Source organism: Alcaligenes sp. RM2, assembly GCF_052931795.1.
The window spans coordinates 72590-99302 of record NZ_JBRFIO010000008.1; the positions used below are offsets into that span (position 1 = coordinate 72590).

The 26713-nt window shown below is 57.0% G+C and carries 25 protein-coding genes, 1 pseudogene and 1 riboswitch; of the genes and pseudogenes, 19 read left to right on the plus strand and 7 right to left on the minus strand.

The genetic code is table 11. The annotated features are described in order from the left end of the window. Nucleotides 1-1053 precede the first annotated feature (1053 nt). From ACU6HM_RS18595 to ACU6HM_RS18610, 4 genes are read right to left on the minus strand one after another with little or no spacing between them, the layout of a single operon-like run. Nucleotides 1054-2142 (minus strand): c-type cytochrome, encoded by a 1089-nt coding sequence (locus tag ACU6HM_RS18595; RefSeq protein WP_446764188.1) that lies wholly within the window; start codon nt 2140-2142, stop codon nt 1054-1056. A 21-nt stretch (nt 2143-2163) separates the two neighbouring features. Then, nucleotides 2164-2979 carry a c-type cytochrome gene (locus ACU6HM_RS18600; RefSeq protein WP_035269192.1) on the minus strand — a complete coding sequence of 272 codons (816 nt, stop codon included), beginning with the start codon at nt 2977-2979 and terminating at the stop codon, nt 2164-2166. 8 nt (nt 2980-2987) lie between these two features. Further along, complete coding sequence (locus ACU6HM_RS18605) at nt 2988-3638, minus strand: cbb3-type cytochrome c oxidase subunit II (protein ID WP_009461016.1); 651 nt, start codon at nt 3636-3638, stop codon at nt 2988-2990. Beyond that, nucleotides 3635-5230 carry a cbb3-type cytochrome c oxidase subunit I gene (locus tag ACU6HM_RS18610; RefSeq protein WP_031232271.1) on the minus strand — a complete coding sequence of 532 codons (1596 nt, stop codon included), beginning with the start codon at nt 5228-5230 and terminating at the stop codon, nt 3635-3637. The genes ACU6HM_RS18605 and ACU6HM_RS18610 overlap by 4 nt, the downstream gene beginning before the upstream one ends. Before the next feature lie 252 nt (nt 5231-5482). Here ACU6HM_RS18610 and ACU6HM_RS18615 point away from each other — a divergent pair, with 252 nt between their 5' ends. Both ACU6HM_RS18615 and ACU6HM_RS18620 read left to right on the plus strand, forming a co-directional pair. Beyond that, nucleotides 5483-6145, plus strand: a complete 663-nt coding sequence (locus ACU6HM_RS18615; RefSeq protein WP_021446792.1) for a response regulator — start codon at nt 5483-5485, stop codon at nt 6143-6145. A gap of 12 nt (nt 6146-6157) precedes the next feature. Next, on the plus strand, nt 6158-7510 hold the full coding sequence (locus ACU6HM_RS18620) for an ATP-binding protein (RefSeq protein ID WP_324576222.1): 1353 nt from the start codon (nt 6158-6160) through the stop codon (nt 7508-7510). A gap of 92 nt (nt 7511-7602) precedes the next feature. On the opposite strand, the gene ACU6HM_RS18625 is transcribed toward ACU6HM_RS18620, so the two are convergent. Then, nucleotides 7603-7812, minus strand: coding sequence for a cold-shock protein (locus ACU6HM_RS18625; RefSeq protein ID WP_009461028.1), 210 nt, complete (start codon nt 7810-7812; stop codon nt 7603-7605). A gap of 404 nt (nt 7813-8216) precedes the next feature. On the opposite strand from ACU6HM_RS18625, the gene ACU6HM_RS18630 reads away from it, so the two are divergent. The 11 genes from ACU6HM_RS18630 (at nt 8217) to ACU6HM_RS18680 (ending at nt 18959) form a co-directional block, all read left to right on the plus strand. Next, on the plus strand, nt 8217-9545 hold the full coding sequence (locus ACU6HM_RS18630; protein WP_446764189.1) for an FAD-dependent oxidoreductase: 1329 nt from the start codon (nt 8217-8219) through the stop codon (nt 9543-9545). Then, nucleotides 9532-10035: a thiosulfate oxidation carrier protein SoxY gene (locus ACU6HM_RS18635; protein ID WP_254499519.1), complete on the plus strand. Its 504-nt coding sequence runs from the start codon at nt 9532-9534 to the stop codon at nt 10033-10035. Before ACU6HM_RS18630 ends, ACU6HM_RS18635 begins: the two co-directional genes overlap by 14 nt. Before the next feature lie 13 nt (nt 10036-10048). Further along, nucleotides 10049-10375, plus strand: coding sequence for a thiosulfate oxidation carrier complex protein SoxZ (gene soxZ, locus ACU6HM_RS18640; protein WP_009461038.1), 327 nt, complete (start codon nt 10049-10051; stop codon nt 10373-10375). A 165-nt stretch (nt 10376-10540) separates the two neighbouring features. After that, the gene (locus ACU6HM_RS18645) at nt 10541-10894 is read left to right on the plus strand and encodes a c-type cytochrome (protein WP_052159242.1); all 354 of its coding nucleotides are present in this window, start codon (nt 10541-10543) and stop codon (nt 10892-10894) included. A 2-nt stretch (nt 10895-10896) separates the two neighbouring features. Beyond that, entirely contained in the window at nt 10897-12192 is a 1296-nt protein-coding gene (locus ACU6HM_RS18650) for an NAD(P)/FAD-dependent oxidoreductase (protein ID WP_026484494.1), read from the plus strand. Nucleotides 12193-12225: 33 nt separating this feature from the next. Next, nucleotides 12226-13233, plus strand: coding sequence for a YeeE/YedE family protein (locus ACU6HM_RS18655; RefSeq protein ID WP_258866301.1), 1008 nt, complete (start codon nt 12226-12228; stop codon nt 13231-13233). 98 nt (nt 13234-13331) lie between these two features. Further along, nucleotides 13332-13814: an isochorismatase family protein gene (locus ACU6HM_RS18660; protein WP_035269181.1), complete on the plus strand. Its 483-nt coding sequence runs from the start codon at nt 13332-13334 to the stop codon at nt 13812-13814. A 285-nt stretch (nt 13815-14099) separates the two neighbouring features. Continuing rightward, the gene (locus ACU6HM_RS18665) at nt 14100-15461 is read left to right on the plus strand and encodes an SLC13 family permease (RefSeq protein ID WP_374697947.1); all 1362 of its coding nucleotides are present in this window, start codon (nt 14100-14102) and stop codon (nt 15459-15461) included. A gap of 581 nt (nt 15462-16042) precedes the next feature. After that, nucleotides 16043-17704: a PepSY-associated TM helix domain-containing protein gene (locus tag ACU6HM_RS18670; protein WP_446764190.1), complete on the plus strand. Its 1662-nt coding sequence runs from the start codon at nt 16043-16045 to the stop codon at nt 17702-17704. Further along, complete coding sequence (locus ACU6HM_RS18675; RefSeq protein WP_060186954.1) at nt 17701-17997, plus strand: DUF3649 domain-containing protein; 297 nt, start codon at nt 17701-17703, stop codon at nt 17995-17997. Before ACU6HM_RS18670 ends, ACU6HM_RS18675 begins: the two co-directional genes overlap by 4 nt. Then, nucleotides 17994-18959, plus strand: a complete 966-nt coding sequence (locus tag ACU6HM_RS18680; RefSeq protein WP_446764191.1) for a DUF3325 domain-containing protein — start codon at nt 17994-17996, stop codon at nt 18957-18959. Before ACU6HM_RS18675 ends, ACU6HM_RS18680 begins: the two co-directional genes overlap by 4 nt. Before the next feature lie 95 nt (nt 18960-19054). Here ACU6HM_RS18680 and ACU6HM_RS18685 read toward each other — a convergent pair whose 3' ends face one another. Next, nucleotides 19055-19480, minus strand: a complete 426-nt coding sequence (locus tag ACU6HM_RS18685; RefSeq protein ID WP_250756978.1) for a nuclear transport factor 2 family protein — start codon at nt 19478-19480, stop codon at nt 19055-19057. 183 nt (nt 19481-19663) lie between these two features. Here ACU6HM_RS18685 and aqpZ point away from each other — a divergent pair, with 183 nt between their 5' ends. The 5 genes and pseudogenes from aqpZ to ACU6HM_RS18710 all read left to right on the plus strand — a co-directional run. Then, entirely contained in the window at nt 19664-20362 is a 699-nt protein-coding gene (aqpZ, locus tag ACU6HM_RS18690; RefSeq protein ID WP_446764192.1) for an aquaporin Z, read from the plus strand. Between the two features lie 247 nt (nt 20363-20609). After that, entirely contained in the window at nt 20610-21029 is a 420-nt protein-coding gene (locus ACU6HM_RS18695) for a lysozyme inhibitor LprI family protein (protein ID WP_081055479.1), read from the plus strand. Nucleotides 21030-21033: 4 nt separating this feature from the next. After that, nucleotides 21034-21972 carry a LysR substrate-binding domain-containing protein gene (locus ACU6HM_RS18700; protein WP_446764193.1) on the plus strand — a complete coding sequence of 313 codons (939 nt, stop codon included), beginning with the start codon at nt 21034-21036 and terminating at the stop codon, nt 21970-21972. A gap of 145 nt (nt 21973-22117) precedes the next feature. Next, nucleotides 22118-22993 (plus strand): DMT family transporter, encoded by an 876-nt coding sequence (locus ACU6HM_RS18705; RefSeq protein ID WP_446764194.1) that lies wholly within the window; start codon nt 22118-22120, stop codon nt 22991-22993. Nucleotides 22994-23018: 25 nt separating this feature from the next. Continuing rightward, nucleotides 23019-23273, plus strand: a pseudogene (locus ACU6HM_RS18710) (DoxX family protein); the annotation flags it as partial. A 51-nt stretch (nt 23274-23324) separates the two neighbouring features. Here the strand turns inward: ACU6HM_RS18710 and ACU6HM_RS18715 are convergent. Continuing rightward, the gene (locus tag ACU6HM_RS18715; RefSeq protein WP_060186948.1) at nt 23325-24269 is read right to left on the minus strand and encodes a rhodanese-like domain-containing protein; all 945 of its coding nucleotides are present in this window, start codon (nt 24267-24269) and stop codon (nt 23325-23327) included. Between the two features lie 290 nt (nt 24270-24559). Beyond that, nucleotides 24560-24649, plus strand: a riboswitch (glycine riboswitch). Between the two features lie 378 nt (nt 24650-25027). Here ACU6HM_RS18715 and ACU6HM_RS18720 point away from each other — a divergent pair. Further along, nucleotides 25028-26434: an amino acid permease gene (locus ACU6HM_RS18720; RefSeq protein WP_031232286.1), complete on the plus strand. Its 1407-nt coding sequence runs from the start codon at nt 25028-25030 to the stop codon at nt 26432-26434. Nucleotides 26435-26713: the final 279 nt, after the last annotated feature.

A 26713-nucleotide genomic window follows, 5' to 3' on the forward strand; every position in this document is an offset into this window, starting at 1 on the left:
GGGAAGGCGCTGTTTCGGTCCTGCTGGGGTGTCGGGGCTGAGCACTGGCCGGCGCTGCGCGCCGGTACCCCAGCAAGACCGAAACAGCTCTCAGCGATTATTTGCAAAGACAATCCTTATGCGGCAACTGATTGCTGCTTATTGGTTTACTGAGTGCTGATGGCTAATGGCTAATGGCTAATGGCTGATGTTCGACTCGCCTTGAACACGGAATCAATGACACTACGTCTGATGACGTACAAACCTGTCTTCGTCAATGTCGGTACTGGCCTCGTCTCTCGATGTACCTACGATTACCTGAACAACAACCATGGTGACAGGCGCTTTGGCTTCAAAGACAAGCTACATGCTACAGATTACAAACTACAGCTTGGTGCTCCAGGAGATCCTCAACAAGATTCATGCTCCAGTGAAGCACCAGGCACTCGATAATTAGCAGTTGGCCCGATTTCTCTATCCCCCACCCTCTCCGCCAACTGTTGAAAACGACGATTAGCCAATAAACCTCGCCCCTCCCCCTCAAGCCCCCTGCGCACCTACGGCAACAGAAAAAACCACATATAGCCAGATCCCAAAAGAACGGAAGTCTCATATTGATAGTCATTGTGAGCCGGTCTGGGCCGGGGGGCCGTCCTCTGGGCGATTCAGGCGTCTTGCCGCAGGCGGGCTTGCTATTCGGGGTTCAAGCGTCCTGTTGTTTGAGCGAAATGCTTGTGCCTTGTCCGGGGGACAAGGCACTTTCGCGAGTTCAGGATGCGCCCGAATAGCAAGCCTGACCAGGGCACCGGTGCGCAGCACCGGCAAGGAGCCAAGCCCGGAGGACGGCCCCCCGGCCCAGACCGGCGTTTTCACGAGTCACTATCTAAACATGCAGGCTCTCTGCACTCCTTATCTCCCAATCCTCCTGCTCCACACACCCCCACTCCTCAACACTCAGGAAAACGAAGAAGAAGAAGAAGAAGAAGAAGAAGAAGCCCAAAACAAAACCGCCTCAGTTCCCAAAAGAAACTGAGGCGGTCTCATCTTCAAACAAACAGCAAACAGGCCAAAGGCTTACTTCTCCACGCCCCCACCCAAGATCACGCCGTTCACCTCCTTACCGTAGTAACTTTCCTCGCCATCATGGAACTCCACACGCGCTTGCTCAACCGTCCCCTTCTGACGAGCATCCTTGGGACGCTCATGACTGTTGATGTAAGCCGCTACGTCCCAGGCCTCCTGATCCGACAAGGAGAACGGTTTACCCAAAGGCATATTGGCCTTGATGAAACCAGCAGCCGTATCAATACGAGCCATCCCCGCACCCCAGTTATACGAGTTGGGACCCCACAAAGGCGGAAACACCACGCCACTTTCGGCATCCTTCTGCCCCTGGCCATCGACCGCATGACACAAGACACAGTTGTTGGCGTAAACCTCTTTACCGCGTGCTACGTCATAGCCCAGTTCGGTCTTTTTAACTTTGGGGAAACCAGCACCTGGCAACTTCTGACCCGTAGGCGCCCCATCGGACATCCAGTACATATAAGTCATCAAGTCACGGTACACATCGCTGCCAGCGGGCGGCGCAACACCCGAAGGCGAAGCCTGCGCATTCATGGAGTAGGTAAAACAGCCAATAATGCGATCTTCCAGCGTGCTGATCGCCTTGGTCTTGGCACGATAGGCGGGATAGCTGACATAGGCTCCCCACATAGGCGCAGAGTGTTCACGACGACCACCGTCCAGGTGGCAGTTCACACAAGCCAAGGTATTGCCCACGTGATCCGACACCGTGGTCGAGGTTTCCATAAAGATCTTGTGACCGCGACGAACCGCCTCGCCATACGGCGTATCCGGAATGCTGCTCTCTGGCGGTGGCAAGTAGTAACCATCTGCGCCTACCGGCATACCAGCCGTGACCGAATGCTTGTCCTTGCTCTGCGCCTTGCGATCGGCTTCCATGGCCTCACGACTATAGGTGGCCTCGCCAACCTGGATGGTGCCCTTGTCGGGCGAACCCAGGGAAAAGGACAACCAGCCCTTGGCATTCAAACCATAGCCAATCGCAAAAAGCAGCACACCAATACCGGCCCCCCAGGCCAGTCTGCGTCCACCCGACATGGTGGATTTGCTGCGACCATTTTTTTGAGTGTCTTTCATAAAAAGCTCTCTGTTCTGATCTTATTTCGCCTGCTTGCCATTGGCTGGCAGCGAGGCGGCGTAATAGGAAACCGCATACAGGTCCTCGTAGGACAAGCGCGATGCGATGTCATCCATCAGGCTTTGCGGCGAGTTGTGACGATGGCCGCCTTTCCAGGCCGACAACTGACTGAACAAATACTCGGCCTGTTGCGCAGCCAAAGGCGGGAAAGATGTACCTACACCTTCACCCTGACTGCCGTGGCAGCTGATACATGCAGGCACGTTCTGCTTCCAGTCCCCTTTATGGAACAGGGCTTCGCCACGGGCCAGGTTCGCTTCCGAACTGGGCACATTAATGGCAGGAGCAGGCAGCTTGGCGTAGTAAGCAGCCAGCTCTTTCATATCCTCAGGCTTCAAACCGCGAGCTACGTACTGCATGGACTCGTTCAGGCGTGTACCTTGAGCAAAATCCTCCAGTTGCTTGAGCAGATACGCCTCGGGTATACCGGCCAAACGAGGAGTGATGCCTGCGCCTTCACCGGCCTCACCGTGGCAGGAAGCACAGCTCCACACACTGCCCTGCCCCGAATGCACCAGTACGGGCGCATCCTTCAGTGCGGGGATGGCGGGCACCACAGGGGTACCGCCTGCATTGGAAGCAACGATAGCGGCGGTCGGCTTGTCCGCTGCGGCATGTGGCGCCAGATCGTGCAGGTAAAGACCCACACCGGCCAAGGCCAACGCGAACAGCACAGCCAACAGGAAGATCGGAATGGGACGCGGTGGCTCCCACGGCTCGAAGGTGGGGTCGATATTCTCGACCTGGGGCGAACTAGAAACTTTTTCCATTGTCATGACTTGTCCTATTTAGCGCCCGAATCCGTCGAGGCTTCAGCGGGGCGGCGATCGTAGCCACGGTCACGTTTATCCAGTTCCTGCGCGCTGGTCGCATAGGTGCGATCCAGAGCCAGCAGGTACTCCACCAAGTCCAGCGCTTCCTTGCGAGCAACCACATGCTTGCCCGCAGGCTGCAGGGACTCTGGCAAACGCACCACTACATCGCCTTCGGAAACCTGGTCTTTCAGCTCGAACATATAGGGATAGGACGGCATCAGGCTCCAGTCAAAAATCGCACGGGGCTGATACAGGTGGGTCAAATGCCAGTCACGGCTTTTCATGCGCGCACCGACGTTAAACAGGTCCGGGCCGGTACGCATGGTGCCCAGCAGGTGGGGCGAATCGTAAAAGTAATCGCCCGGTGTGGACGCACGGCCCCAGCCACGTGCCGTATCAAACAGGGTTTGACCGGTAGAGCGTGGCTGCTGGCTGTGACAGTACAAACAGCCGTTGGCCACGTACTCGTCACGCCCCAGCAGTTGCTGGGCGGTATAGGGTTGCAACTGCTCCGGCGGTTCCGAGGTACGCAATTGCCAGGCTGGCAAAATCACCAGCATCAAGGTAGCCAGCAGCAATACGCCAATGGCCCCGATTAGTAAAGGTAAGAGTCGATTCATGACGCATCTGCCCGAGCAAGTGTAGGAGTCGCATTAACAGCGGAACCTTTGCGCAGCAAGAGCAAGGCAAAGTGAGCCGCAAAGACAAAGTGGCCCAGTGTCATCATGGTGCCGCCAATAGAGCGGGCTTCCAGATACGGAACCATCTTGCGAGTGATCTCGCCAAAACTTGAACCTGGGTCCATCAAGCCCATGCCCTGCACCACACCGGCAATGCTCAGAGCCAGCACGTAGATCGTGAAGCCTGCCGTCACCAGCCAGAAATGGGTTTTGATCAGAGCCGGGAAGGGCCAGCGACGTCCCAGAATGTGCGGCATCATGTAGTACAGCGTGCCGAACATCACCATGGACACAAAGCCGTAAGCACCCAGGTGAGCGTGACCGACGGTGTAATGCGTGAAGTGCGTCACTGAGTTCACCGAGCGGATGGCTTCCAGCGAACCCTGGAAGGAGGACAAGGTGTACATCAGCGCGCCAATCCAGACGAAACGCAGGGCCATGGATTGCTTGAAGGCCCACAGGTTCTGCGCAACGGTTACGTGCTGGTTAATGGCCACGGCAATCACCGGCACAAACATCATGATGCTGTGCACCACGGACAAGGTGACGGCCCAGGTTGGCACCGGACCGCCCATCAAGTGGTGAATACCGACCTGGCTGTAGAACAGCGCCAGACTCCAGAAACCCAGCAAGGACACGTTGTAGGAATACACGGGCTTGCCGATGATCTTGGGAATGATGTAGTACGCCGCACCCACACCCATAGGCGTCAGCCACAGACCCAGCACGTTATGAGCAAACCACCAGTTCACGGTTGCTTGCTGAGCACCGATGTGCAGACCGGGGATGTTGGACACCAGAAACAGGAACGGAAACCAGACCATGCCGGCCAGGAAATACCAGCCCGACACATAGATGTGGCGCGATTTGCGGTTGGCGGCGGTTTCAATGGCAGGCCAGGCCAGGAAAAAGCCCCCTACTGCCAACAGAATGTCGATCTGCCAGGGGAATTCCAGCCACTCGATCCCGTCGGACCAGCCATTGGCCACGGCAATCGTGCCGCCCAATACCCCCAGGGTCCACAAGGCAGCGCCGAAGTACACCATATTGGGACGTCGCAAAGGCGTATGAAAAATACGCGGCAGCAACCACAAGGCCACGCCAATCCCGGTCACCGATAACCAGCCGTAAGCCACGATGTTCAGGTGCAAGGTACGCGCACGACCAAAGGTCACTTGTGCCACGTCAGCCAGCCAGTCGGGCCAATGCAATTTCAGCGAGGCCATCACGCCAAACACCGAACCGATCAGCAGCCAGGTAATCCCGACCGTGACCAGAAGCAGAACCGGCCCCCGACCACTGCGGTCAATACCGGCACGCAAAACGTCAAAGCGATGTGTCTGTGCTTCGTTCTCCCCCCCAAAGGAAGCACTATCATCCGGCTGACCAAGCTCACCTTTCATGAAGATGGTCTCAGCTTCGTTCTTCCCAACGAAGATCAGCTTGTTTGCCACGGCCCAGACAAGAATGCCTAGTGCCACCAAAGAGGCGACAAAACTGGTCGCCAGTAATATTCCTAATATAGGAGTCATGTGAATAAATGCCCGATATCTGTCATGCGGCTAAGCCTAAAGAAACGTCATTGCCCAAGCCGGTTTTATTAAAAAAGTAAGTACCGAGATACAAATGCAATGCAATCTACATCACAGTAGAGGATCAGGATTAAGGCCAAATTAAGAGAACTTTCCCTCTCGCCCCTGCCCTCAAGGCTGCTAACATGAGCGCCGAAACGTAATAAAAATCAGGCTTTGCCTGCACAAGCCGCATTTACCACAGGGGGGAGAATGCACGTTTTACTTGTTGAAGATGATGCGCTCGTCGCCAGCGGAATTGTGGCGGGCTTGCGACTGCATGGGCTGACCGTGGACCATGTGGGCACGGCCAGCCTGGCCGACACGGCCTTGCTGTCTTCGCACTTTGATGTCTGTATTCTGGATCTGGGTTTGCCTGATCAGGACGGGCTGACGCTGCTGCGTCGTTGGCGCGAACAAGGCCGCAAACTGCCCATTCTGATTCTGACGGCTCGCGACGCCCTGCATCACCGGGTTGAAGGGCTACTGGGTGGGGGCGATGACTATGTCATCAAACCTTTTGACCTGGACGAGCTGCTGGCACGCCTGCATGTATTGACACGACGTGTGGCGGGCCACGAAACAGATTGCATTGAATATGGGCGGCTCAGTTTCTGTGCCTCCACCGGCCATGTCACCCTGGACGGCAAGCCAGTCAGCCTAGCGCGCCGCGAACTCTCCTTGCTGCGTGCCCTGCTCAGCAAACCGCACACTATCCTGAGTGCCGAACAACTGTGCGACAGCGTCTACGGCTACGATCAGGATCTGGAAAGCAATGCCATCAATGTGCACATCTACCATTTGCGCCGCAAGCTGGGCAGCAATATTGTCGAGACCGTGCGGGGCCTGGGCTACAAACTGGGGCCTGCCGGTTAGGTATTTCACACCATGAGCCTACGCCTTAGATTGCTGCTGGTTATCGGCATTTCCCTGACCGTGCTCTGGAGTGCGGTCGCCACCTGGATGCTGATGGATGCACGCCACTCCTTGCGTGAAGCGCTGGATAGCCGATTGGCAGCATCGGCCCGCATGGTGGCTGGACTGGTTGCCCAATTTCCAAACTTGCAGGAGCTGGCCCAATCCGCGGAGCGTCCCCTGGACATCATTGCCCGCGATGGCGTGGCTTGCGAAATCAGTGTGGTGCGCAGCGAAGTAGAAATTCAGGCGGTCAGCCGAACTGCGGGTAGCCCGGATATGTCACAAGTGGCTTTGGGCTTTGGCACGCACGTGCATGGTGGCAAGCGCTGGCGCACCTTTGTGCTGCGCGAAGGCCATATTCAGATTGCCGCCGCCGACAGCATAGAAATACGCGAAGCACTGGTACGGGAAATCATGCTTTCGGCTGGCCTGCCCTTTGTCGTGGCCTTGTTTGGTAGCCTGCTGCTTTTGTGGGTTGGTATCGGTCACGGCCTGGCTCCCCTGGAGCGGATTCGGGACATGCTGTCGCGCCGTCGTCCCGGGGACGACAGCCCACTGCCCAAGGTCAAAGTCCCGGTTGAGCTGCAACCCTTGCTGCGAACCCTTGAAGAACTGCTGGAGCGGCAACAAGCCGCCATCATGCGCGAACGCCGCTTTACCGACAGCGCCGCCCACGAACTGCGTACACCCCTTACCGGAATCAAAACCCATATTCAAGTTGCCCATCTGGCTGCCCAACGTCCTGGAGAACGCAACACGCTGGATACGGCCTTGAGCCAGGCAGACCAGGGCGTACAACAGCTACAGAACATTTTGCAGCGGCTGCTGGAGTTGGCACGGCTGGACGGGCAAAGCGCCCGAATGGAAAGTAGCCAGGCCGACGAGGCGGTATACGCTGCCCTGCATGCCCTTAAAGCCATCTACGGCGGCACCATAGACCAGATCACGCTGGATATACGCAGCAAACCCGGCCCGGTGCAGATTGAGAAATCCCTGCTGACAGTGGCCGTACAGAACCTGATCGACAATGCCTTGCGCTATACCAAAGCCCAGCAACCGATCAGCTTGCGGATTGAAGCAGGAGAGCCGGGCTATCTGCGTCTCAGCGTGCTGGACCACGGTCCCGGATTAAGCGACAGCGAACGGGATCTGGCCATGAACCGTTTTTGGCGCGGCTCGCAACAACAGGCGGGCTATGGCTTGGGCTTGTCGATTGTGAACGCTATCGCCACCCAGCATGGCGGAACGCTGGAGCTGCTGAATCGCAAAAGTGGCGGACTGGAAGCGCGTCTGACCGTGCCCCTTGCCGACCAGGGCAACTAAAACCAAGCCACGCAATAAAAAAGGCCGGAGCCCATCAGGGTCCGGCCTTTTCTGTTTGACGCGGTGCTTGCCTGTTTCAGGCAAGCCCATCATCAAAGAATTTGGATTTTAGTTGCGCATGGGCCTTTTTGGCCTGCACCTTCGATGAAGGAAACGCGTTGGTTCTCTTCCAGAGTTTTGAACCCGGTTCCCTGAATTTCACTGTGGTGTGCGAAGAGATCCTTGCCGCCGTTCTCCGGCACGATGAATCCGAAGCCTTTTTCGCTGTTGAACCACTTCACAATACCAATTTCTGTCTTCAAAATAAGTCCTAAATGTAATGACGATCAGAGAAAAAAATTTTCTCTCCCTGAACTATCCTCCGATTGCGTCCACAAAGATAGCTCCGTTACTTTTTAATTGTAAAAATCCGGAAATTCTGTTGTTTCCTGAGCCTGTCCATCCTGTTTGTCTAGCCCCGCCCTTGCATCCGGGATGCCGCTGCGCACCGCGTCCGGGCCAACTGCCCCTGCCATCCCCCACACAAGAACGCCTGGTGAAAAGCGCCGCCATTTCAGCGCCAAACGGTATTTGAGGCCTGAACAACTCACTTCAGCCGATAAAAAATCCCCACGCAATCAAAGCACTCTTGGCTATACTGGCTCGCACTTAGCGGTCTACTTATCCTGATTGACGTGTGTCATGTCATGATCACGAGGAACATACAATGAATCGTAGAAACTTCCTGCTGGCCACGCCCGCTGCCGCATTTGGAACCCTGGTTCTGCCCTCCACCAGCCAGTCTGCCCCCGCCATCATCACCAACACCAGCCAAATCCTGCCGCGCCACACCAAAGGCCCGCGCATTGTCATTTGTGGGGGCGGCTGGGGCGGAATGACGGCCGCCAAGCACCTGTCCAAACTGGTGCCCCAGGCACAAGTGGTGTTGATCGAGCGCAACCCCACGTTCTGGTCAGGCCCCATGAGCAACAAGTGGCTGATTGACATCGTCAACACGGATTTCCTGAACCACGACATGCTGGCGCCCTCCATCAAGTACGGCTACAGCCTGGTTCATGCCGAAGTCACCGCCATCGAGCGCGACAAGAAAACCGTGCGCACGACGCAAGGCGCGCTGGAGTACGACTACCTGATCCTGTCGGGCGGCATACGCAATGCCTACGATGCCTGGTTTGGCAATGACACCTACGCGGCGGAATACACCCGCCAGCACTTTCCCAACGCCTACATCCCGAATGCCGAGATGTTTGCCTTGAAGAACAAGCTCAAGGCTTTCAAGGGCGGCACCATTGTGATGACGCTGCCCCCGCCACCGCATCGCTGCCCACCCTCGCCCTACGAGCGCGCCTGTTTGATGGCCTGGCATATCAAGACCAACAGGATTCCAGGCAAGATCATCATTCTGGATCCCAAGCCCACCATTGCCCCGATTGGCGAGGGATACCGCGCAGCCTTCCAGGAGCTGTACCCGGACATCATCACCCACGTCCCCAATGCCCGAGTGCGTGAGGTCGATCCCTTCAAGAAACACATCAAGACCACCGCCGGCGATTTTGAGTTTGACGACGCGGTGCTGATGCCCCCGCACCAGGCCGCCGATATGGTCTGGAACGCAGGCCTGGTCGGTACAGGCCCCGATGGCAAACCCACGGGCTGGGCCAATATTGACCCACGCCTGTTCACTGCCCGCGACGACGACAATGTCTACGTGGTGGGGGACTCCATGGGCTTTATTTCCGACCAGTTCGGCCACTACCCCAAGAGCGCCCACGTGGCACACGCCGTAGCCAAGATTGTTTCCCAGAACCTGGCCGAACGTATCGCGGGCAAGGAAGTGGTGCCCGTGCTGCCGGATAATCTTTGCTACATGATGGTCAACGGAGATCCGCAAGAAGAAATCTCGGTCAAGTTTGAATACGAGCTGGACGCAAGCGGCAAGGTTCTGCAAACCCAGATCGATATGGATGTCCGTACCTCCGACCTTGTTCAAGAAGACTTCCAGTGGATCAAGACCCGTTTCAATGACTTCCTCTAAACTTCCCTCCCGTTTTGTCCGCCGCCGCCAGCTTGTACTGGGCAGTGCCGCCGGACTGGGTGCCGCGTGGCTGCCCATCAATCTGCATGCGCAAGTTGCCTTTGATCAATTGCTGAAACCGGCCACTGCGGCCCAGGTCCAAGCCATTGTGGACGAGTTCCTGAAAGGCGTCAGCCCAGAAGAAAAAGGCATGAAGCTGGATATGCCCGCTCTGGGCGACAACCCCGCCGCAGTGCCCGTCAAAGTGGTGCTGGACTTGCCCGCGAGCGACGATGTGTACTGCCAGGAACTGATCATTCTGGCCCAGGGCAACCCGCATCCACTGGCCTGCCGCTTCAACTTCACGGCCCTGGCCGGAACAACGGAAGTGGCCGTTCGTCTGCGTCTGATTGAAACCCAAACCATCCGCGCCCTGGCACGGTTAAGCGATGGCCGCGTCCTGAGCGCCCAGCATCACATCACGGTGACTGCTGGCGGCTGCGGCATGTAAACAAGGGGCACTCATGAGTAAACCACGTATCTGGATCAGCAATGCCAAGCCCAAGGCGGGCGACATTGTGCGCGTGCGCGCCCTGGTCGAACACCGCATGGAAAGCGGTCTGCGCCTGAGCAAGGAAGGCCAGGTTGTGCCGCGCAACATCATCCACGAATTCAAGGCCACCTTTAACGGCGAGCCCTTGTTCAACTGGCAGCCGGAAACCGCGATTTCCCAAAACCCGTACATTGAATTTACCTTTGTCGCACGACGTTCCGGCGCTCTGGAAATGAGCTGGACGGACGATCAAGGCGCTGTCATTACCGGCCAGACGGAGCTGAGCATCAGCGACTGATTGCGGACCAGTTCCAGCCCGGCCCCCTGACCTGCCCCATTCAGCGCCCTTAACGGGCGCTGAGTTCATAACAGTGTTCTATATAGTCATACAAGGTGGGCGTAAGGGGAATGCTACGCTGAGCGTCCTTTCCTACAACGATGCACATTGACAAGAAGAATGCCCATGTCCCTCTCTCTGGTAGGTCGTCTCCTTTTTGCCCCCGCCTTGCTCGTGGCCAGCAGTGCCACCGCACCGGCCTGGGCCAGTTCCACGCTGGACATCAAAACGGTGGCCAGCTCCTGTGCGAACTGTCACGGCCCGGATGGGCGTTCCACGACCATCATTCCCTCGCTGGCTGGCCGCCCCGAAGCGGTGTTGCTGGAGCAACTGCGCGCCTTTGCTTCCGATACGCCCCCGGCTGGCACCACCATCATGAGTCGCCTGGTCAAAGGCTACCAGGATGCGGATCTGGAAGCCCTGGCACGTTATTTCTCTGCAGTCTCCTCCACCCCTCGCAGCGTTGCGGAAGGACGTTAAGAATGAGCACCCCCTTGAACTCCTCCCGTCGCCAGTGGCTGAGCCGTGTCGGTAAAACCAGTGTGGCTGGTCTGGCCTTGAGCACCCTGCCTGTGTACGCGCGCAGCAGCTCGGCCCATGTCGTTGTGGTCGGTGGCGGCTTTGGCGGTGCAACCGCTGCCCGTTACTTGAAGCGCGGTGATCCATCCCTGAAAGTCACCTTGATTGAACCGGCCACCACCTTTTACACCTGCCCGTTCACCAATCTGTATCTGGCCGGTTTGCGCCGTTTTGAACAGCAAGGCCACGGTTTTGATGATTTGCGTGCAGCCGGGATCGACGTGATTCACGACCTGGCCACCGCAGTCGACTCCCAGGCCAAAACCCTGACCTTGGCCAAGGGCCAGAAGCTGTCTTACGACAAACTGCTGCTCTCACCCGGTATTGATTTTCGCTGGAACACGCTGGAAGGCTATGACGAGGCCGCTTCCTTGCTGGCCCCGCACGCCTGGAAAGCGGGCGATCAAACCCGTTTGCTGAAAAGTCAGCTGGATGCCATGCCCGACGGCGGCACCTTCATTATGGTAGCCCCCGAAAACCCCTTCCGCTGCCCGCCCGGCCCTTACGAGCGCGCCAGCATGGTGGCTCACTACTTCAAGCAGAACAAACCCAAATCCAAGATCCTGATTCTGGATGCCAAAGACAGCTTCTCCAAACAGGGCCTGTTCCAGGATGGCTGGAAACAAGTCTATGGCGACATGATCGAATGGGTGCCGTTCTCCAAAGACGGCAAAGTCACTCGCGTGGATGCCGCCAAGCTGAGCGTGGAAACCGAGTTTGGCGAGATCCACAAAGCCGATGTGCTGAACGTGATCCCGCCACAAAAAGCCGGAGCCATTGCCGAACAGGCCGGTGTCACCAACGCCAGCGGCTGGGTGCCAATTGACCCGCATACCTTCGAGTCCGAGCAGGTCAAGGACATCTATGTGGTGGGCGATGCCACCATTGCCTCACCCATGCCCAAGTCCGGTTTCTCTGCCAATACGCAAGCCAAGCTGGCAGCGGCTGCCATCATTAATGCCTTGAGCGGCAAGCCTGCGCCACAGGCCACACTGAGCAATACCTGCTACAGTTTGATCGCTCCCGACTATGGCATTTCTGTGGGGCACTTGTACGCCTTTGCCGATGACAAGTTGGCTGAAGCGTCCGGCGGGGTCAGCCCTAAAGAAGCCAGCCCGGCCTTTCGCAAGCAGGAAGCCCAGTATGGCGAGGCCTGGTATGCCGCGATCAGTCGCGACATCTGGGGCACCAAAGGCTAAGTGGTTCCAACCCGGTCCTAACATCCAGCGCACATGATGAATACAGAACTTGTACTGTGGGTCAGCTTGGCCATTGGCCTGCTCTTTGGCATTAGTGGCCAGCTCAGTGGTTTTTGCTTTTATCGTGGCTTGACCGAGCGCTGGTCCGGGCGTAGCGGCTACAAGCTTCAGGGCTTTGCCCTGGCGCTGGCCGTGGCCCTGGCCGGGACACAACTGGCGGCGGGCTACGGGCTGATCAGTCTGGACAAGGTCCTGTACCTGAACCCCACTTTCTCCTGGCTGCTGGTGCCGCTTGGAGGTGTGCTCTTTGGGGCAGGCATGACCCTGGCCAATGGCTGCGGCGCCCGAGCCCTGGTTCTGTTGGGACAGGGAAATCTGCGTTCCTTTGTTGTCGTGCTTTGTCTGGGTATCGCCGCCTATGTCACCTTGACGGGCCTGCTGGCGCCGCTGCGCATGAGCATCGCCCAAGCCAGCAGTGTCACCTTGCCCGCAGCGACCCTGTCCGAGGGTCCCCTCCGCTCTATGGTGATTGCCCTCCTCGTCGCCGCCCTGATCGCTTTTGCCTTACTGCGTCGCCAGGACGGCCAACGCCTGAATGACCTGCTGGCCGGAGCATTTGTAGGGCTGCTGATTGTGGCAGGCTGGCTGACTACCGGCTGGCTGGGCGATGATCCCTTCGAGCCTTTACCCGTCAGCTCGCTGAGCTTTGTCGCCCCGATTGGGGAAAGCATTCAATACGCCATGATCTCCACCGGCATGAGCCCGCGCTTTACCATCATGATTGTGGTGGGTGTGGTGGCCGGTTCCTTGCTGAGCGCCCTGCTGCGTCGTCGCTGGAAGCTGGAAGGTTTTGAGTCGCCCCGCCACATGCTGCGCTCCATGGCAGGCGGTGCCTTGATGGGCGTAGGTGGCGTGCTGGCCCTGGGCTGCACCATAGGCCAGGGCTTAAGCGGCTTGTCCACCTTGTCGGCCACCTCCTTGCTGGCGGTGCTGGGCATTATCGTCGGTGCACGTCTGACCTGGACCCGCCCAAGCGCCTGACTCCGTGTTTCAATAAGGGCTTGATTGACGGCGCTTCAGAATGGCCCTGGCGAGCTCCGCCTGACATTCGCTGAAGCACTCTTACCGAGCCCACTGCAATGCGACAGATCCTGCTTGTTGTCGATGTGCAAAGCTGCTTTTCACCGCCCCCCTGGCTGATCGACGGCATTAACGCCCTGAGCACCCGCCTGCCTTGCGCGGCCTTGATTGAACTGCACGACGAGTCTCAAACCCCTTTTTCCAGTCAGCTAGGCTGGTGTCCGCCGCGCAGCGATCGCTGCCTGGTCGATGCCAAACAAATCTTCATCAAGCACGGCTACGCCCCCAGCCCCGCTGCAATGGAATATTTGCAGCAATGTCAGGCTGATCGGATTCTGGTCTGCGGCATTCAAACCGATACCTGCGTGCTGGCTGCCGGGTTTGCCTTGTTTGATGCCGGGCTGCACCCCACCCTGATTACGGATCTGACGGTTGGCTCGTCCCTGGATCGCTCCGGCGAGCTGGGTATCAAATTGTGGAAACATCACTTCGGGAGCACGATCCACAGCAGCGAACTACTGGCTGAACTGGACCGGCAATAATCCCGCGCATGGGCGCGTAAAGCCGGACTTGGCTCAGCAACCCAAAGGTAGCGCCCACACGCGTCAAGCCACTACTCTGCAGCGAACCGCTCATCAAATCCGCCCCCCTGTTCTCTCTGCTGCACCAGACAAATGCTGATTGAACATTCAACCATCGCGCCCCTGATTAATCATTACGTTTAGCGTAATCATTCACCCATAAGCTTTATTGATAGCCCTATACCGCCACTGATATGGTCGTTTCCAGAAACCTGCAAAAGGTTCAATTACAAGGAGACGAGACATATGCATTGGCTATCCATTGCCGTATTAGGAGGCATGTTCGTACTGGCGACCGCCCTACCCATCAATATGGGGCTGATTGCTTTTGTAGGCGCTTTTCTGGTGGGTACGCTGGTGGCGGGCATGGGCGCCAAGGAAATCATGAGCGGCTTTCCGGCTGACCTGTTTCTAACACTGGCCGGTATTACCTATTTGTTCGCGCTGGCTCAAAACAATGGCACCATCAACTGGCTGGTCAGCATGGCCGTGCGAGCCGTGCGTGGCCGAATCGCCGCCATTCCCTGGATCATGTTTCTGATCACGGCCGCATTGACCGCTGTGGGTGCCGTCAGCCCGGCCGCCGTTGCCATCATTGCCCCGATTGCGCTGGGCTTTGCCCGCCAGTACGGCATCAACCCGCTCTTGATGGGTTTGCTGGTGATTCATGGCGCCCAAGGGGGCGGCTTCTCCCCCATCAGTATTTACGGTGGCATCACCAACCGTGTGGTCAGCGCCGCCGGTTTGCCCTTGAATGAAATGGCCACCATGATGGCCAGCCTGAGCATCAACTTGGCCGTGTCCATTTTGCTATTCGTGTGGATGGGTGGTTTGAAACTGATGCGCCAGAAAGTGGACTTAAGTTCGGCAGACGTAAACGTTGCCCGCGTGGCCCATGGCTCGGGTGGTCCGCAAGTGTTTGGCGACGCTGAAGCCGAAGCCTTTGGTGAAGAGCGCAAGACCGCCCGGAAAAGCCCCGATGCCCTGGTCGAAGCCGGTAATGGTGCCAACGAGGCCCCCCACTGGTATCGCGTTCTTACCTTGGTCGGCCTGTTCATCCTGGCCGTGCTGACTTTGTTTTTCAAACAGGATATTGGCTTTACCTCGATCACCATCGGTCTGGTACTGACCTTGATGGCCCCCAATCTGCAAAAACGCGCACTGGGCCAAGTGTCCTGGCCTGAAATCATGCTGATTGTGGGTGTCAGCACCTATGTGGGCGTGATGGAATCCATGGGCACGATTGATTTTGTCGGCCATAGTGTTGCCCAGCTGACCTCTCCCTTGATGGCGGCCTTGCTGCTGCTTTTTGTGGGCGCGGTCGTGTCGGCGTTTGCCTCCTCCACCGCCGTGCTGGGTTCGCTGATTCCGCTGGCGGTGCCCTTTCTGCAAGGCGATGGCGGCGTGGGGCCGGTGGGCTTTATTGCGGCTATGGCCGTATCCTCCACCATTGTGGACGTCAGCCCCTTTTCCACCAATGGCGCACTGGTACTGGCCAATGCCCAGGGAGTGTCGCGTGATGCCTTCTTCCGTCAGCTATTGCTGTACGGTGCTGCCGTCACGGTTATTGCCCCGGTCGTCGTCTGGCTGCTGTTTGTGGTGCTCTAAAACTCCCGGCGAAGCAGAAATCCAGCTGGCCCCGGCACTTTGCTAGCCGGGGCCTTTTTGATGGGGATTCTGACCTCATCAACCGGCAGTTAACGCTCTCTGGTCCAACTCCATAGACCATAAGATTTGCTAGTGGCGTGGAATGCCTGCAAGGCATATTCCCTTCTGCCTCATCCCGGCGTTCAGCCCTCAGCCCGGAACCGACAAGACTTATTCCCGCCCGAGTCTCACCAGCTCATCGCCCCGCCTCCCTCTCAACCGCGTTTTTCCCTATGGAAAACGCCAAAACAGCTATGGCGCCGCATTAATTTCTGAATAAAGCCTTGAAAGCTGGAAATTCCCAACACCGGAATGAGAATGATTGCTATTATTCTGCCGTTGTTTCAAGCCTGATGCCCTCTTCCCCTCTCTGTCACCAAGAACTTGCTTACTGAAAAGCGAAGCTTGCGTGATGAGCGCAGCGTACAAGAATGGCGGACTCCATCCGTCACCCACCGTTGCCAAGCAAGCACGGCTTTTCTCGGTTTAATGATCATCAATCCAGCATCCGGAGACGGTGTTGTAGTAGGAGGCGCGTCAGCGTGAAAGAGTCATTTCGCCAATGTATGGCATGGCTGCATACCTGGGTCGGTCTGGTGGTGGGCTGGGTCCTGTTTTTCGTCTTCGTCACTGGCACGGCTGGCTATGTGGACGATGAAATCACTCGCTGGATGGAGCCGGAGCGCCCCTTGCCCATGCAAGTCCTGCCCGAGCAATCCAGCCAGATGCTGGATAAGGCCCTGACGCAGTTGCAAGCGCATGCCCCGGCAGAGTCCAAAGCCTGGACCATTACCCTGCCGCATCAAGCCCTGAACCCGCGTGCCACGCAAGGGCTATCCATCGCCTGGGAAGAAATGCCCCAGCCCGGTCAACGCGGCCGTCGCGGGGGAGAAGAACTGGACCCTGTCACCGGCCAGATTCAGCCGGAAGTGGAACCCCGCGCAACTGCTGGTGGCACCGGCCTGTACCGCATGCATTACGCCTTGCACTACCTCCCCTATCCGGTCGCTATCTGGCTGGTCGGTATCTGTACCATGCTGATGCTGCTGGCCGTGATTACGGGCGTGGTGACTCACAAGAAAATCTTCACCGACTTTTTCACCTTCAGGCCCGGCAAGGGGCAGCGTTCCTGGCTGGACGCGCACAATATCGTCAGCGTCATGTCCCTGCCCTTTTTCCTGATGATTACCTATACGGGCCTGATTTTTTTCATGTCCATCTACATGCCGACCGGACGAGAAGTCATGTACGGCGCGACAGAAGAAGGACGGCAGGCTTACTTCCAGGATATTCGTCAGCAAAAACGCGACTTCCTGCCCGTGAGCATGCCGCAGGCTCCCCTGGGCCAGATGATGCACAGCGCAGAACAAGCCTGGGGCAAGAACAGCATTGCCTCGGTGCAGATTACCCATCCGGCAGATAGCCAAGCCTATGTAGAACTGCGTCGCACCGGCGTCACGGGCGTGTACTGGACCCGTGCCGAGACCCTGCACTTTAACGCCTCTGATGGCAGCCTCATGGAGCCGGAGGACAATAGCAATGTCACCGGAGACACTCACCGCGTATTGCTGGCCTTGCACGAAGGAGTGTTTGCCGAATGGTGGTTGCGCTGGCTGTACTTTATTTCAGGCTTGCTGGGCTGCGCCGTCATTGGGACAGGTCTGGTGCTGTGGACGGTAAAGCGTCGTACCCAGCATCAAAAACGCAAGGCCAAAGCCGCCCCGCTTAGCGCATCCGAGCGTTTTGATGCCGCTGGCCTGCGTTTAGTAGAAATCCTGAATGCCGGCACTCTGGCCGGTTTGCCCTTGGGGCTGGCGGCCTACTTCTGGGCCAACCGCCTTTTGCCTGTGAATATGGCCGACCGCGCCGCCTGGGAGTTTCATGCTCTGTTCCTGGTCTGGGGCTGGTCCTTCCTGTATGCCTCCTGGCGACCCTTGAAGCGCGCCTGGCTGGAGCTGCTGTACCTGACAGCCTCCGCCTACGCCTTGATTCCTGTCCTGAACCTGCTGACGACCGACCGTCACCTGGGTGTCACCGTCATCCATGGTGACTGGGGCCTGGCAGGCTTTGACCTGACCATGTTTGGCCTGGCCGCCATCTTTGTCTATATCGCCATCAAAATGAAACGCAAATGGCACATTGCCAGCCTGCCTAAAAAAGCCGCTGCCCCGGCCAGCTTGCAAACTGCGGGAGTGAACGGATGAGTGGACTGACTTCCCGCTACCGCCTGCAAGTGCTCTCGCGCATTGTGGCAGCCACTGTCGGCGGCTACGCCCTGGCAGCCGCTGCCACGGTATTGCTGACTTTGCTCTGGCCTCTGCCCAAAGCCCAGGCCGTTCTGGCAGCGAATATGTTGAGCTTTGTCTGGTACACCATCGCCGTCATGTGGGTGTTCAGCACCAAAAGTGCCACTCGCGCTTGGGTGGGCATGGTTCTACCGACGGCTTTGATCGCCTTGCTGAGCGTTCTGTTGATGCCTGCAGGAGTGCTGCCATGATTAATACCAGTCTGTGGCTGAATCTGGCCGTTTTTATCATCAGCCTGGTGGGCTTTATCTGCCTGGCTTTGGCCAGTGATCGCCAGGGGGAATTCCTGCTGCATCGCATGCCCAGCGAGAAGGAAAGGCGGATCTTTCGTCTGCTCGGCTGGCCCTTGCTGGCTGTGGCTTTAGCTCTATGCTGGCAAGGCTGGGGCTGGAGCATGGGCACCGTTGCTTGGCTGGGTTGGCTGACCATGGCCGGTGCCGGGTTGACCTTTTACTTGCCCTGGTGGCCTTGGCAGGAAAAGAAACCTGTGCGGGCCAAACCTGCACCAGTTGCGAAGGCAGCGCCTAAAGCGGTTGGAGGGGGCAATACTGCATCGACATCAAGTGACGCTATAGCTGGGAAAAATGGAGTGGCGGCGGCAAATTCAAGCGCTGCTTCAACTAGCGCTGGGGCTACACGTACAGAGCCAACTCACGCTGGAGTGGCGCCTACAGCATCACGGTTTTCCACACGCAGCCTGGTTTTTGCCAGCGGCCTTTTGGCCATCCCTGCCGCCTTCATGATTTATCTGGCGCAACAAGGCCCCGAGCCTGTATTTGGCCACCATGCCCTGCAAGGCCAGATTGGCCCCTGGTCGTTTGCTCTGGCTGAGACGAATAACAAAGCCCCCATCAGCGGGCCCACCGGCGCTCATCGCAAAGCATTTCAGATTCGCTTTTGCCAGGCCTGCGACCCACATATACGCCGCGCCTATCTGCACGTGAGCAAGCCCGAACCTATGCCTGCGCCCCGTCAAGCTTTCAGCAACACGCGCTGGACACGAGCGGTAGAAATCGTCATTCCGCCCAATAGCGAACTGGAACATCAACTATGGCTAACCGTGGAAGCCAAGAGTGGAGAGATCTACCATCAGGCTTTTGATTTCCACCAGGTATCCCCCATGACGGCGGCGTTCATCCAGCAACAGCCGTAAGCGCGACCCGAATAGAAAGGGCCAAGATTGAACCGCCCCCCGAGTGTTGAACAACAATTCACGCTTTGGTGGGCCCTTCAAATTCCGGCCCTTTTTTATTCCTGGGCAACGCGGGTTCCTTGATGAAACACCATCTGCCAACGCCCCTGACTCTGCTTCCAGATGGAGCTGCGCAAGGATTGCTGCGGCTTTTCATCACCTGATACCTCACACACATAAGTCGCCAGGACTACATCCTCTGACAGGATGGTCAGCTTGAAGTTGCTGAGGTGGCGCTGCACAAAATCCTGTTCGGGCAGATCGCCTAGCACTTCTGCTCTACCCCACGCCGCGCCTCTGGCTCCGAACTCTACAAACTCGTCGGCCAGTAAAGCGCCAAGCGCCGCCACATCCTGACGAGTGGCACGCTCAAACAGGCGCTCTTCAAGAGACAGGATCAAGGATTCAAGGGAATGAGGCACGTGAATGTGGGGGACTTGGGAGTGATATTCAGCGTCAGAATCGTCAACACAATTCTTCATAAACCAGACAAAATCCTACACCTGACACAAGCCGCCACGCCACCGATATTTCTCACATTTACTATAAAAAAACACCACCCTAAACAAAGGAAAATTTTTGACAGTTGTTTTCCTTTCAAGCACTTAGCGCTTCCCGCTTATCGCTAGAATCCAGCCGTGTTAAATGACTAACAGGGCAATATCATGTCTTTATTAAAACGATGCACCGCAGAAACGCTGGGCACTTTCTGGCTGGTCTTTGGGGGCTGCGGAAGTGCGATCTTTGCCGCTGCCTACCCTGAACTGGGGATTGGTTTTGCCGGGGTAGCCCTGGCCTTTGGTCTGACTTTGCTGACCATGTGCTATGCCATCGGCAATATCTCTGGTTGTCACATCAACCCGGCTGTCACGCTGGGCCTGGTCGCTGGGGGACGCTTCCCCGCTCGTGATGCCATTCCCTACATCATTGCCCAGGTTATCGGCGGTCTGCTGGCCGGCGGTGTTCTGTACCTGATCGCCAGCGGCAAAACCGGCTTCGATCCCGTGGCAGGTTTCGCCTCCAACGGCTTTGGCGAGCACTCGCCCGACAACTACAGCCTCAACGCAGCCCTGATCGCAGAAATTGTGCTGACCGCCTTCTTCCTGTTCATCATCATGGGCGCAACCCACAAGCGTGGTCACGCTGGCCTGGCAGGCGTAGCCATTGGTCTGGCACTGACTTTGATTCACCTGATCAGCATCCCTATCACCAACACTTCCGTGAACCCTGCGCGTTCTACTGGCGTGGCCTTCTTCCAGGGCACCTGGGCCATGGAGCAGCTGTGGCTGTTCTGGGTCGCTCCCTTGATTGGTGGTGTGATCGGCGCTCTGGTGTATCGCTTTCTGCACAGCAACGACGAATAAGCTGCACTGACTCCTGCTGACAGAATCATTGAGCCGCATCGGCTTGGACGGGCTATGTGCCCGATTCAAGACGATGCGGCTCAATGCTATTTATGGACCCCAACTGTCACCCTGCAAAGCACCAGGCTTGTCGCGCTTCTGTAGTAGGATTTACACCCTGCCCCAAGCAAAGAGGCAGTACGCGCTGCACCTGGCGACTCAACCCAGACTCATACGCTTATCAACGCCCGCAAACCCGGAGAACCTCATGAAAAAAGCATTGAATACCGGCCTGATCGCTTTAGGACTGAGCTTGATGGCAAGCGCCTCTTCCGTTCAGGCAGCCGACTGCGACAGCATGAGCAATCAAAATGCCATGAACCAGTGCTTTAGCAACGAGTACAAGAACTCGGACGCCGAACTGAACAAGCTCTACAAGGAAATCAGCCATCGTCTGAAAGATGATGCCGATACCCTCAAAGCCTTGCGCAACGCCCAACGGGCCTGGATCAGCTTCAGGGATGCAGAATGCGACTTTGCAGCGATCAACACCGAGGGCGGCAGCATTCACTCCATGCTGATCACCACATGCCGGAATGAATTGACCCAGGCCCGTATCAAGAACTTCAACACCTACCTGTCCTGCGAAGAAGGCGATATGAGCTGCCCGGTTCCACCGGCCATGTAATGACATGCCCGACACCAAACACCCATCCACGCGCGATTTGAACGACCTTTACTACTTTGTACAGGTCGTGGACCACGGGGGATTTGCACCCGCCGGACGGGCTTTGGGCATCCCGAAATCCAAGCTAAGCCGACGCATCACCTTTCTGGAAGAGTCCCTGGGTGTGCGTCTGATTCAGCGCTCCAGCCGCCATTTCAGCGTCACGGAAATTGGCCAGATGTACTACCAGCGCTGTGTGGCCATGCTGGTGGAAGCCGACTCCGCTCAGGACATCATCGAGCGCCATCGCAGCGAGCCGCAAGGCTCAGTACGCATCAGCTGCCCCCTGGCTTTGCTGGACTATGGGGTCAATGAATTGCTGGCCCGCTATATGGCAGCCTATCCGCAGGTCAAGCTGGAAGTGGAAAGCACCAACCGCCGCGTGGACGTGATTCGCGAAGGCTTTGATGTGGCCTTGCGCGTCCGCTTCCCTCCTTTGGAAGACAGCGGTCTGGTGATGAAAGTCCTGGGCGAGAGTACACAGTATCTGGTTGCCAGCCCGGCCCTGATCGAACGCATGGGCGGGCTGCCCAAGCTGGACCAGTTAGGTAGCTGGCCTGCCTTGAGCGACGAGCATCTGCAACGCAATCCCTCCTGGCAACTGCAAACCGCAGAAAACACCCTGATGGAAGTCCCCTATCAACCCCGGCTGGTCTGTGACGACCGCATGACCTTGCTGCAAGCAGCCCTGCAAGGGATTGGCGTGGTTCAAATGCCAGCCATGTTGATTGCCCCTTATATGCAGGACGGCAGGCTGGTGGATGTGGCCCCCGGCTGGAACCCCCGCTCCGGCGTAGTACATGCGGTCTTTCCTTCACGCCGAGGTCTGGTGCCTGCTGTACGCGCTTTGCTGGATTTTCTGGGCCAGGAGTTCGTCACTATTTTGCATACGCCCGCCCCCTGAATCCCTGCTGCAAATTACCCAAAGCCAGCCGCCAAGCAGTCGTTCTAATTATGGAACGCTGATGACCATATTCTTATCTATTCAAGCCATCGTTGCACTTCTATAGTCTCTTCATCAAACTATTCATGATGGGGAGTGCATCGACATGAACGCCAAAATGGCCGCGGCCACCGCCGCTATTCTCTGGGGCTTTACCTACATTCTGACCACGACCTGGTTGCCACCTAATCCCTTGTTCCTGGCTGCTGTCCGGGCGCTGGGAGGCGCCATCGTCCTGCTGGCATTGGTACGCAGCCTGCCGCCCCGTGCCTGGTGGGGGCGCCTGGCCGTGCTGGGCACCCTGAACACCGGCCTGTTCTTTGGTCTGTTCTTTATCGCTGCCACCCGTCTGCCCGGTGGCGTGGCCGCCATCTTCCAGGCGCTGACACCACTGGCCACCATCTTTATCGCCTGGGGCATTTTGCGTGCTCACCCCGCCCTAACGCGGATTGGAGCCGTTCTATTGGGTGCACTGGGCGTGGCGCTGGTTGTCCTGTCCAGCAACGCCACTCTGGATCTGATCGGCATTGCCGCCGCTTTGGGCAGCATGTTGTCCATTGCGATGGGTGGCGTCTTGATGAACAAATGGGGTGCGCCACCTATCCCTTTGCTGGGTTTTACCGGCTGGCAGCTCTTGATTGCCGGTGTGGAACTGAGTGTGGTTGTGCTGCTGACGCAGGACATTCCAAGCCAGCTTATCCCTGTGCATTGGCTGGGCCTGTTCCTGCTGGCAACTGTACTGACGGCTGGTCCCTTCGCGCTATGGTTCAGTGCCATCAAGCAACTGGGCGCCGTCACTGTTGCCCCCTTCATGCTGCTGGTGCCTGTGACCGCTTTTATTCTGGACGCGCTGATCAAGGGCATCTGGCCCACCACGCTGCAACTGGTGGGAGTGGCACTGGTCATGGGTGGACTGGTCTTGAGCCAGCAAACACTGGCCGTCGCACGCTCCACGCTGGAAGCATCTGTCCACAAGCCCTGAACGCCCCACCCAAGGAGGAGGCATCATGAACCACGTCATACAAGAATTACTGCGTTCACGAGTGTATTTTGTACTGGCTACTCTGCTCCTGACCTACATTTTCTGGTGGAGCGGTGTGAATAAGGTTTGGGACTTCAGCGCTGCAAAAAAGGAAATGGCCCACTTCGGACTGGAGCCCCAGGCTTTATTCGCCGTGCTGACTATCACAGTTCAATTGCTGGGCAGTTGGCTGATTATCAGCGCGAGTCGTCTGGCCTGGTTGGGGGCGCTGATGCTGAGTGTCTTTATCTTGCAAAAACGGCAGACATGGTTTGATGTCTGCCGTTTTCTTTTACAAGGCCGGTTCGGGCTGATCCGGGTCGCGCTGTATATCAAAACCAGCGGCCCGCCAGGCTTCCAATCCGCCTTCCAAAGGGCGCACCCGACTATAGCCACTTTGCAGCAAGCGTTTGGACACCAAGGCTGCGGACACCTCATTGGGGCAATCGCAATACACAATAATTTCCCCGTCGGTAATCAAATTCAGCGTGGCCTCACCCAAAGCCAGACTGATCGCCCCCGGAATACGTCCTTGCGCCTGCATCAGGGTCGAACGCACATCCACAATCGTGGGGGGCGTGTCCGAGGACAGCATCTGATGCAACTCTTGCACGCTGACACGCTCCATGCACAAGGATTTCATGAAGCGATGGCGCTGCCACCACTTTCTGGCAATGAATACCGCCAAAGCCAGTGCCAACAGGATTCCACCCACCACTCCCAGACTGATCAGCACATTCAGCAGCTCATCCACCGCCGAGCTGAACAAGGAGCCCAGGAACACGGCAGAGCCCGCCCAGACCGTAGCCCCGATGATGTCGTAAAGCAGGAAGCTTCTTCTGGGCGTTCCCACCGTACCGGCCAGCACACTGGCAATGGAAGCAAAGCCGGGTATGAACTTGGCCACCATCAAGGACGGTGCCCCCCAACGCATATAAATGGATTCGGTCTGCCGAATACAGGAGTCCGGCGACAGTGAAATTTTGCACAACAAAGCCAGCAATTTGCCACCATAGCGTCGCCCAGCCAGATACCAGCCGTAATCCGCAATCATCGCGCCCAGCACGGCAAAGCCCAGCAAGCCCCACAGGCTGTAGCCACCGGACTCGTGCAAGGCACCCGTTACCACCAACACCGGATAGGCCGGCACCGGCGCCCCCGCCTGCTCCACCAGGACATTGAAAAACACGATCAACAGACCGTGTTGCTCGATAAGTTGCAGAATCGATTCGACCATATTGCGAGGTACAAAAATTGCCAGACAGCCGATATTGTAGGCTGGTGTCGGCCGATTTCTGTTTCAACGCTAAAGCATTCCGGCATAGCTTCCATGCAAAAAACACGGCCCCTTTCAAGGGCATCTGGCCAGACTCGACGCCGCCACTTTCATCACGCCCCTGCACTATCCCCGAGGCTGGCTCTGCAGCCACAAAACCCCTCAACAAACAAGAACTAGTCTCATTAAAAGCCTACAGGTTAACGCTAGTAGTCATCGCTTTTTACCTGTCTATACAATAGCGGCGTCAATAACGGTTCAGGTGAGAGTCTTCACTTTGATGAAGCGCCGACGGAGCAACGACCCCGGAATCTCTCAGGCAAAAGAATCCTGAACCTTTGACCATCTGGAGAGAGGCACACCCGTGCCCACCGAAGGGGACCATCGCGAACCGATGGATAAGCTCTCAGGTAAACGGACAGAGGGGGTACAGAGGCCATATGGCCTGTGTTCACCTATTCGTCCGGAGCCTATTTATGAGCAGATAGTCAGGCGCCTTTTCTGGCCGCCTGGCATACCCCACCCCTATTCCCATTTTTATTCGCACACAGGTCTGTTTTGACATTTCATGTCGTCAGAACAAGGAGGACTGCTGTGCGCTCCTCAGCTTATTTAGATCGGCATCAAGAAAACCGTCCTTGAGGACGGGTTGTGCCCTTTGTTTTCTCGCAGCACAGTCATAATTACGCATTTGAACGAAAAAAAATTAGGAGAACAGTGTGTCTCAGCAACATTCATCTGGACTGCAGCGCTCGTTGAAAAACCGGCACCTGCAACTGATAGCAATTGGAGGCGCTATCGGTACAGGGCTATTTATGGGCTCAGGCCGCACCATTAGCCTGGCCGGACCCTCGGTCTTGTTTACCTACATGATCATTGGGTTCTTTTTATTCTTTGTGATGCGGGCGATGGGGGAATTGCTCCTGCATAACCTGGAATACAAATCTTTTGTGGATTTCTCCGCCGATATTCTCGGGCCCACCATGGGTTACTTTCTGGGCTGGAGTTATTGGTTCTGCTGGGTGGTTATCGGTATTGCGGATATTGTCGCCATTACCGGCTATACCCAGTTCTGGTGGCCGGACATTCCGCTCTGGTTACCCGGCCTGGCGTGTATCGCCTTCTTGCTGATCTTTAACTTGCTGTCGGCCAAATTGTTTGGCGAGCTGGAGTTCTGGTTTGCCCTGGTCAAGATCATCGCTATTGTGGCCCTGATTGGTGTGGGTGCTTACCTGCTGTTTACCGGCTTTGTCGGCCCAACCGGCGAAAAAGCCAGCCTGACCCACTTGTGGGATCGCGGCGGCATGTTCCCCAATGGCCTGCATGGTTTCTTTGCGGCCTTCCAGATCGCCATCTTTGCCTTCGTGGGGATCGAGCTGGTGGGTACGGCCTCGGCTGAAACGGCTGACCCTGCCAAGAACCTGCCCAAAGCCATCAACAAGATTCCCGTTCGCGTGATTGTGTTCTACGTGCTGGCCCTGACCGCCATCATGACCGTCACCCCCTGGGACATTGTGGCGCCCAACAAGAGCCCGTTTGTAAACATGTTCTTGCTGATTGGCGTGGGTGCAGCGGCTGCCATCATCAACTTTGTGGTGCTGACCTCGGCCCTGTCGTCGGCCAATAGTGGCATGTTCTCGACCGGCCGCATGCTGTACGGTCTGTCCAAGAACAAGCTGGCTCCAGAGGCATTCAGCCAGTTGTCGCGTAACGGCACTCCCCGTAATGGTCTGATCTATTCTTGCGCCCTTTTGCTGTCCAGCCTGTTCCTGCTTTACGCAGAAGGCGACGTAATGCGTGTGTTCACCATTGTGACCACCGTGGCCAGCATCTGCTTTATCTTTGTCTGGGCCGTGATTCTGATCACCTACCTGAAGTACCGTCGCATTCGTCCGGAGGCCCATGCCGCATCGAGCTACAAAATGCCCTTTGCGATTCCCATGTGCTACCTGACCCTAGCGTTCTTTGCCTTTGCGCTGTACCTGTTCAGCCAAGAAGAAGAAACCCTGATCGGCCTGATGGCTACGCCATTCTGGTTCCTGGCCTTGTTCATCTGCCTGCCTTTCTACAAGAAACGCATGAAGCAAGATCTGGCCCTGGGTCTGGCCGCGCAAAACATGCGCTAAGTTGTTGAAGTACACGGCACGGCTCTACCCGGAGCCGTGCTGATGCAGTCGGGTCTGGCCACGTTCTACACAACTTGGCTGGCACACACTGGCAACACTCCACCTTGCTGTCCCTGGACAGCAGATCTGGAACGAGGCTGGAGCCCGGCAGCAAAAAGCCACCCGAACGTGAACTGCACCCCAAAAGTTGGACATTGATCCGACCTTTGGGGTGTTTTTCATGACGAAATACGATAGTCAGTTCAAGCTGTCCGTTGTTCATCGTTATCTATCAGAACA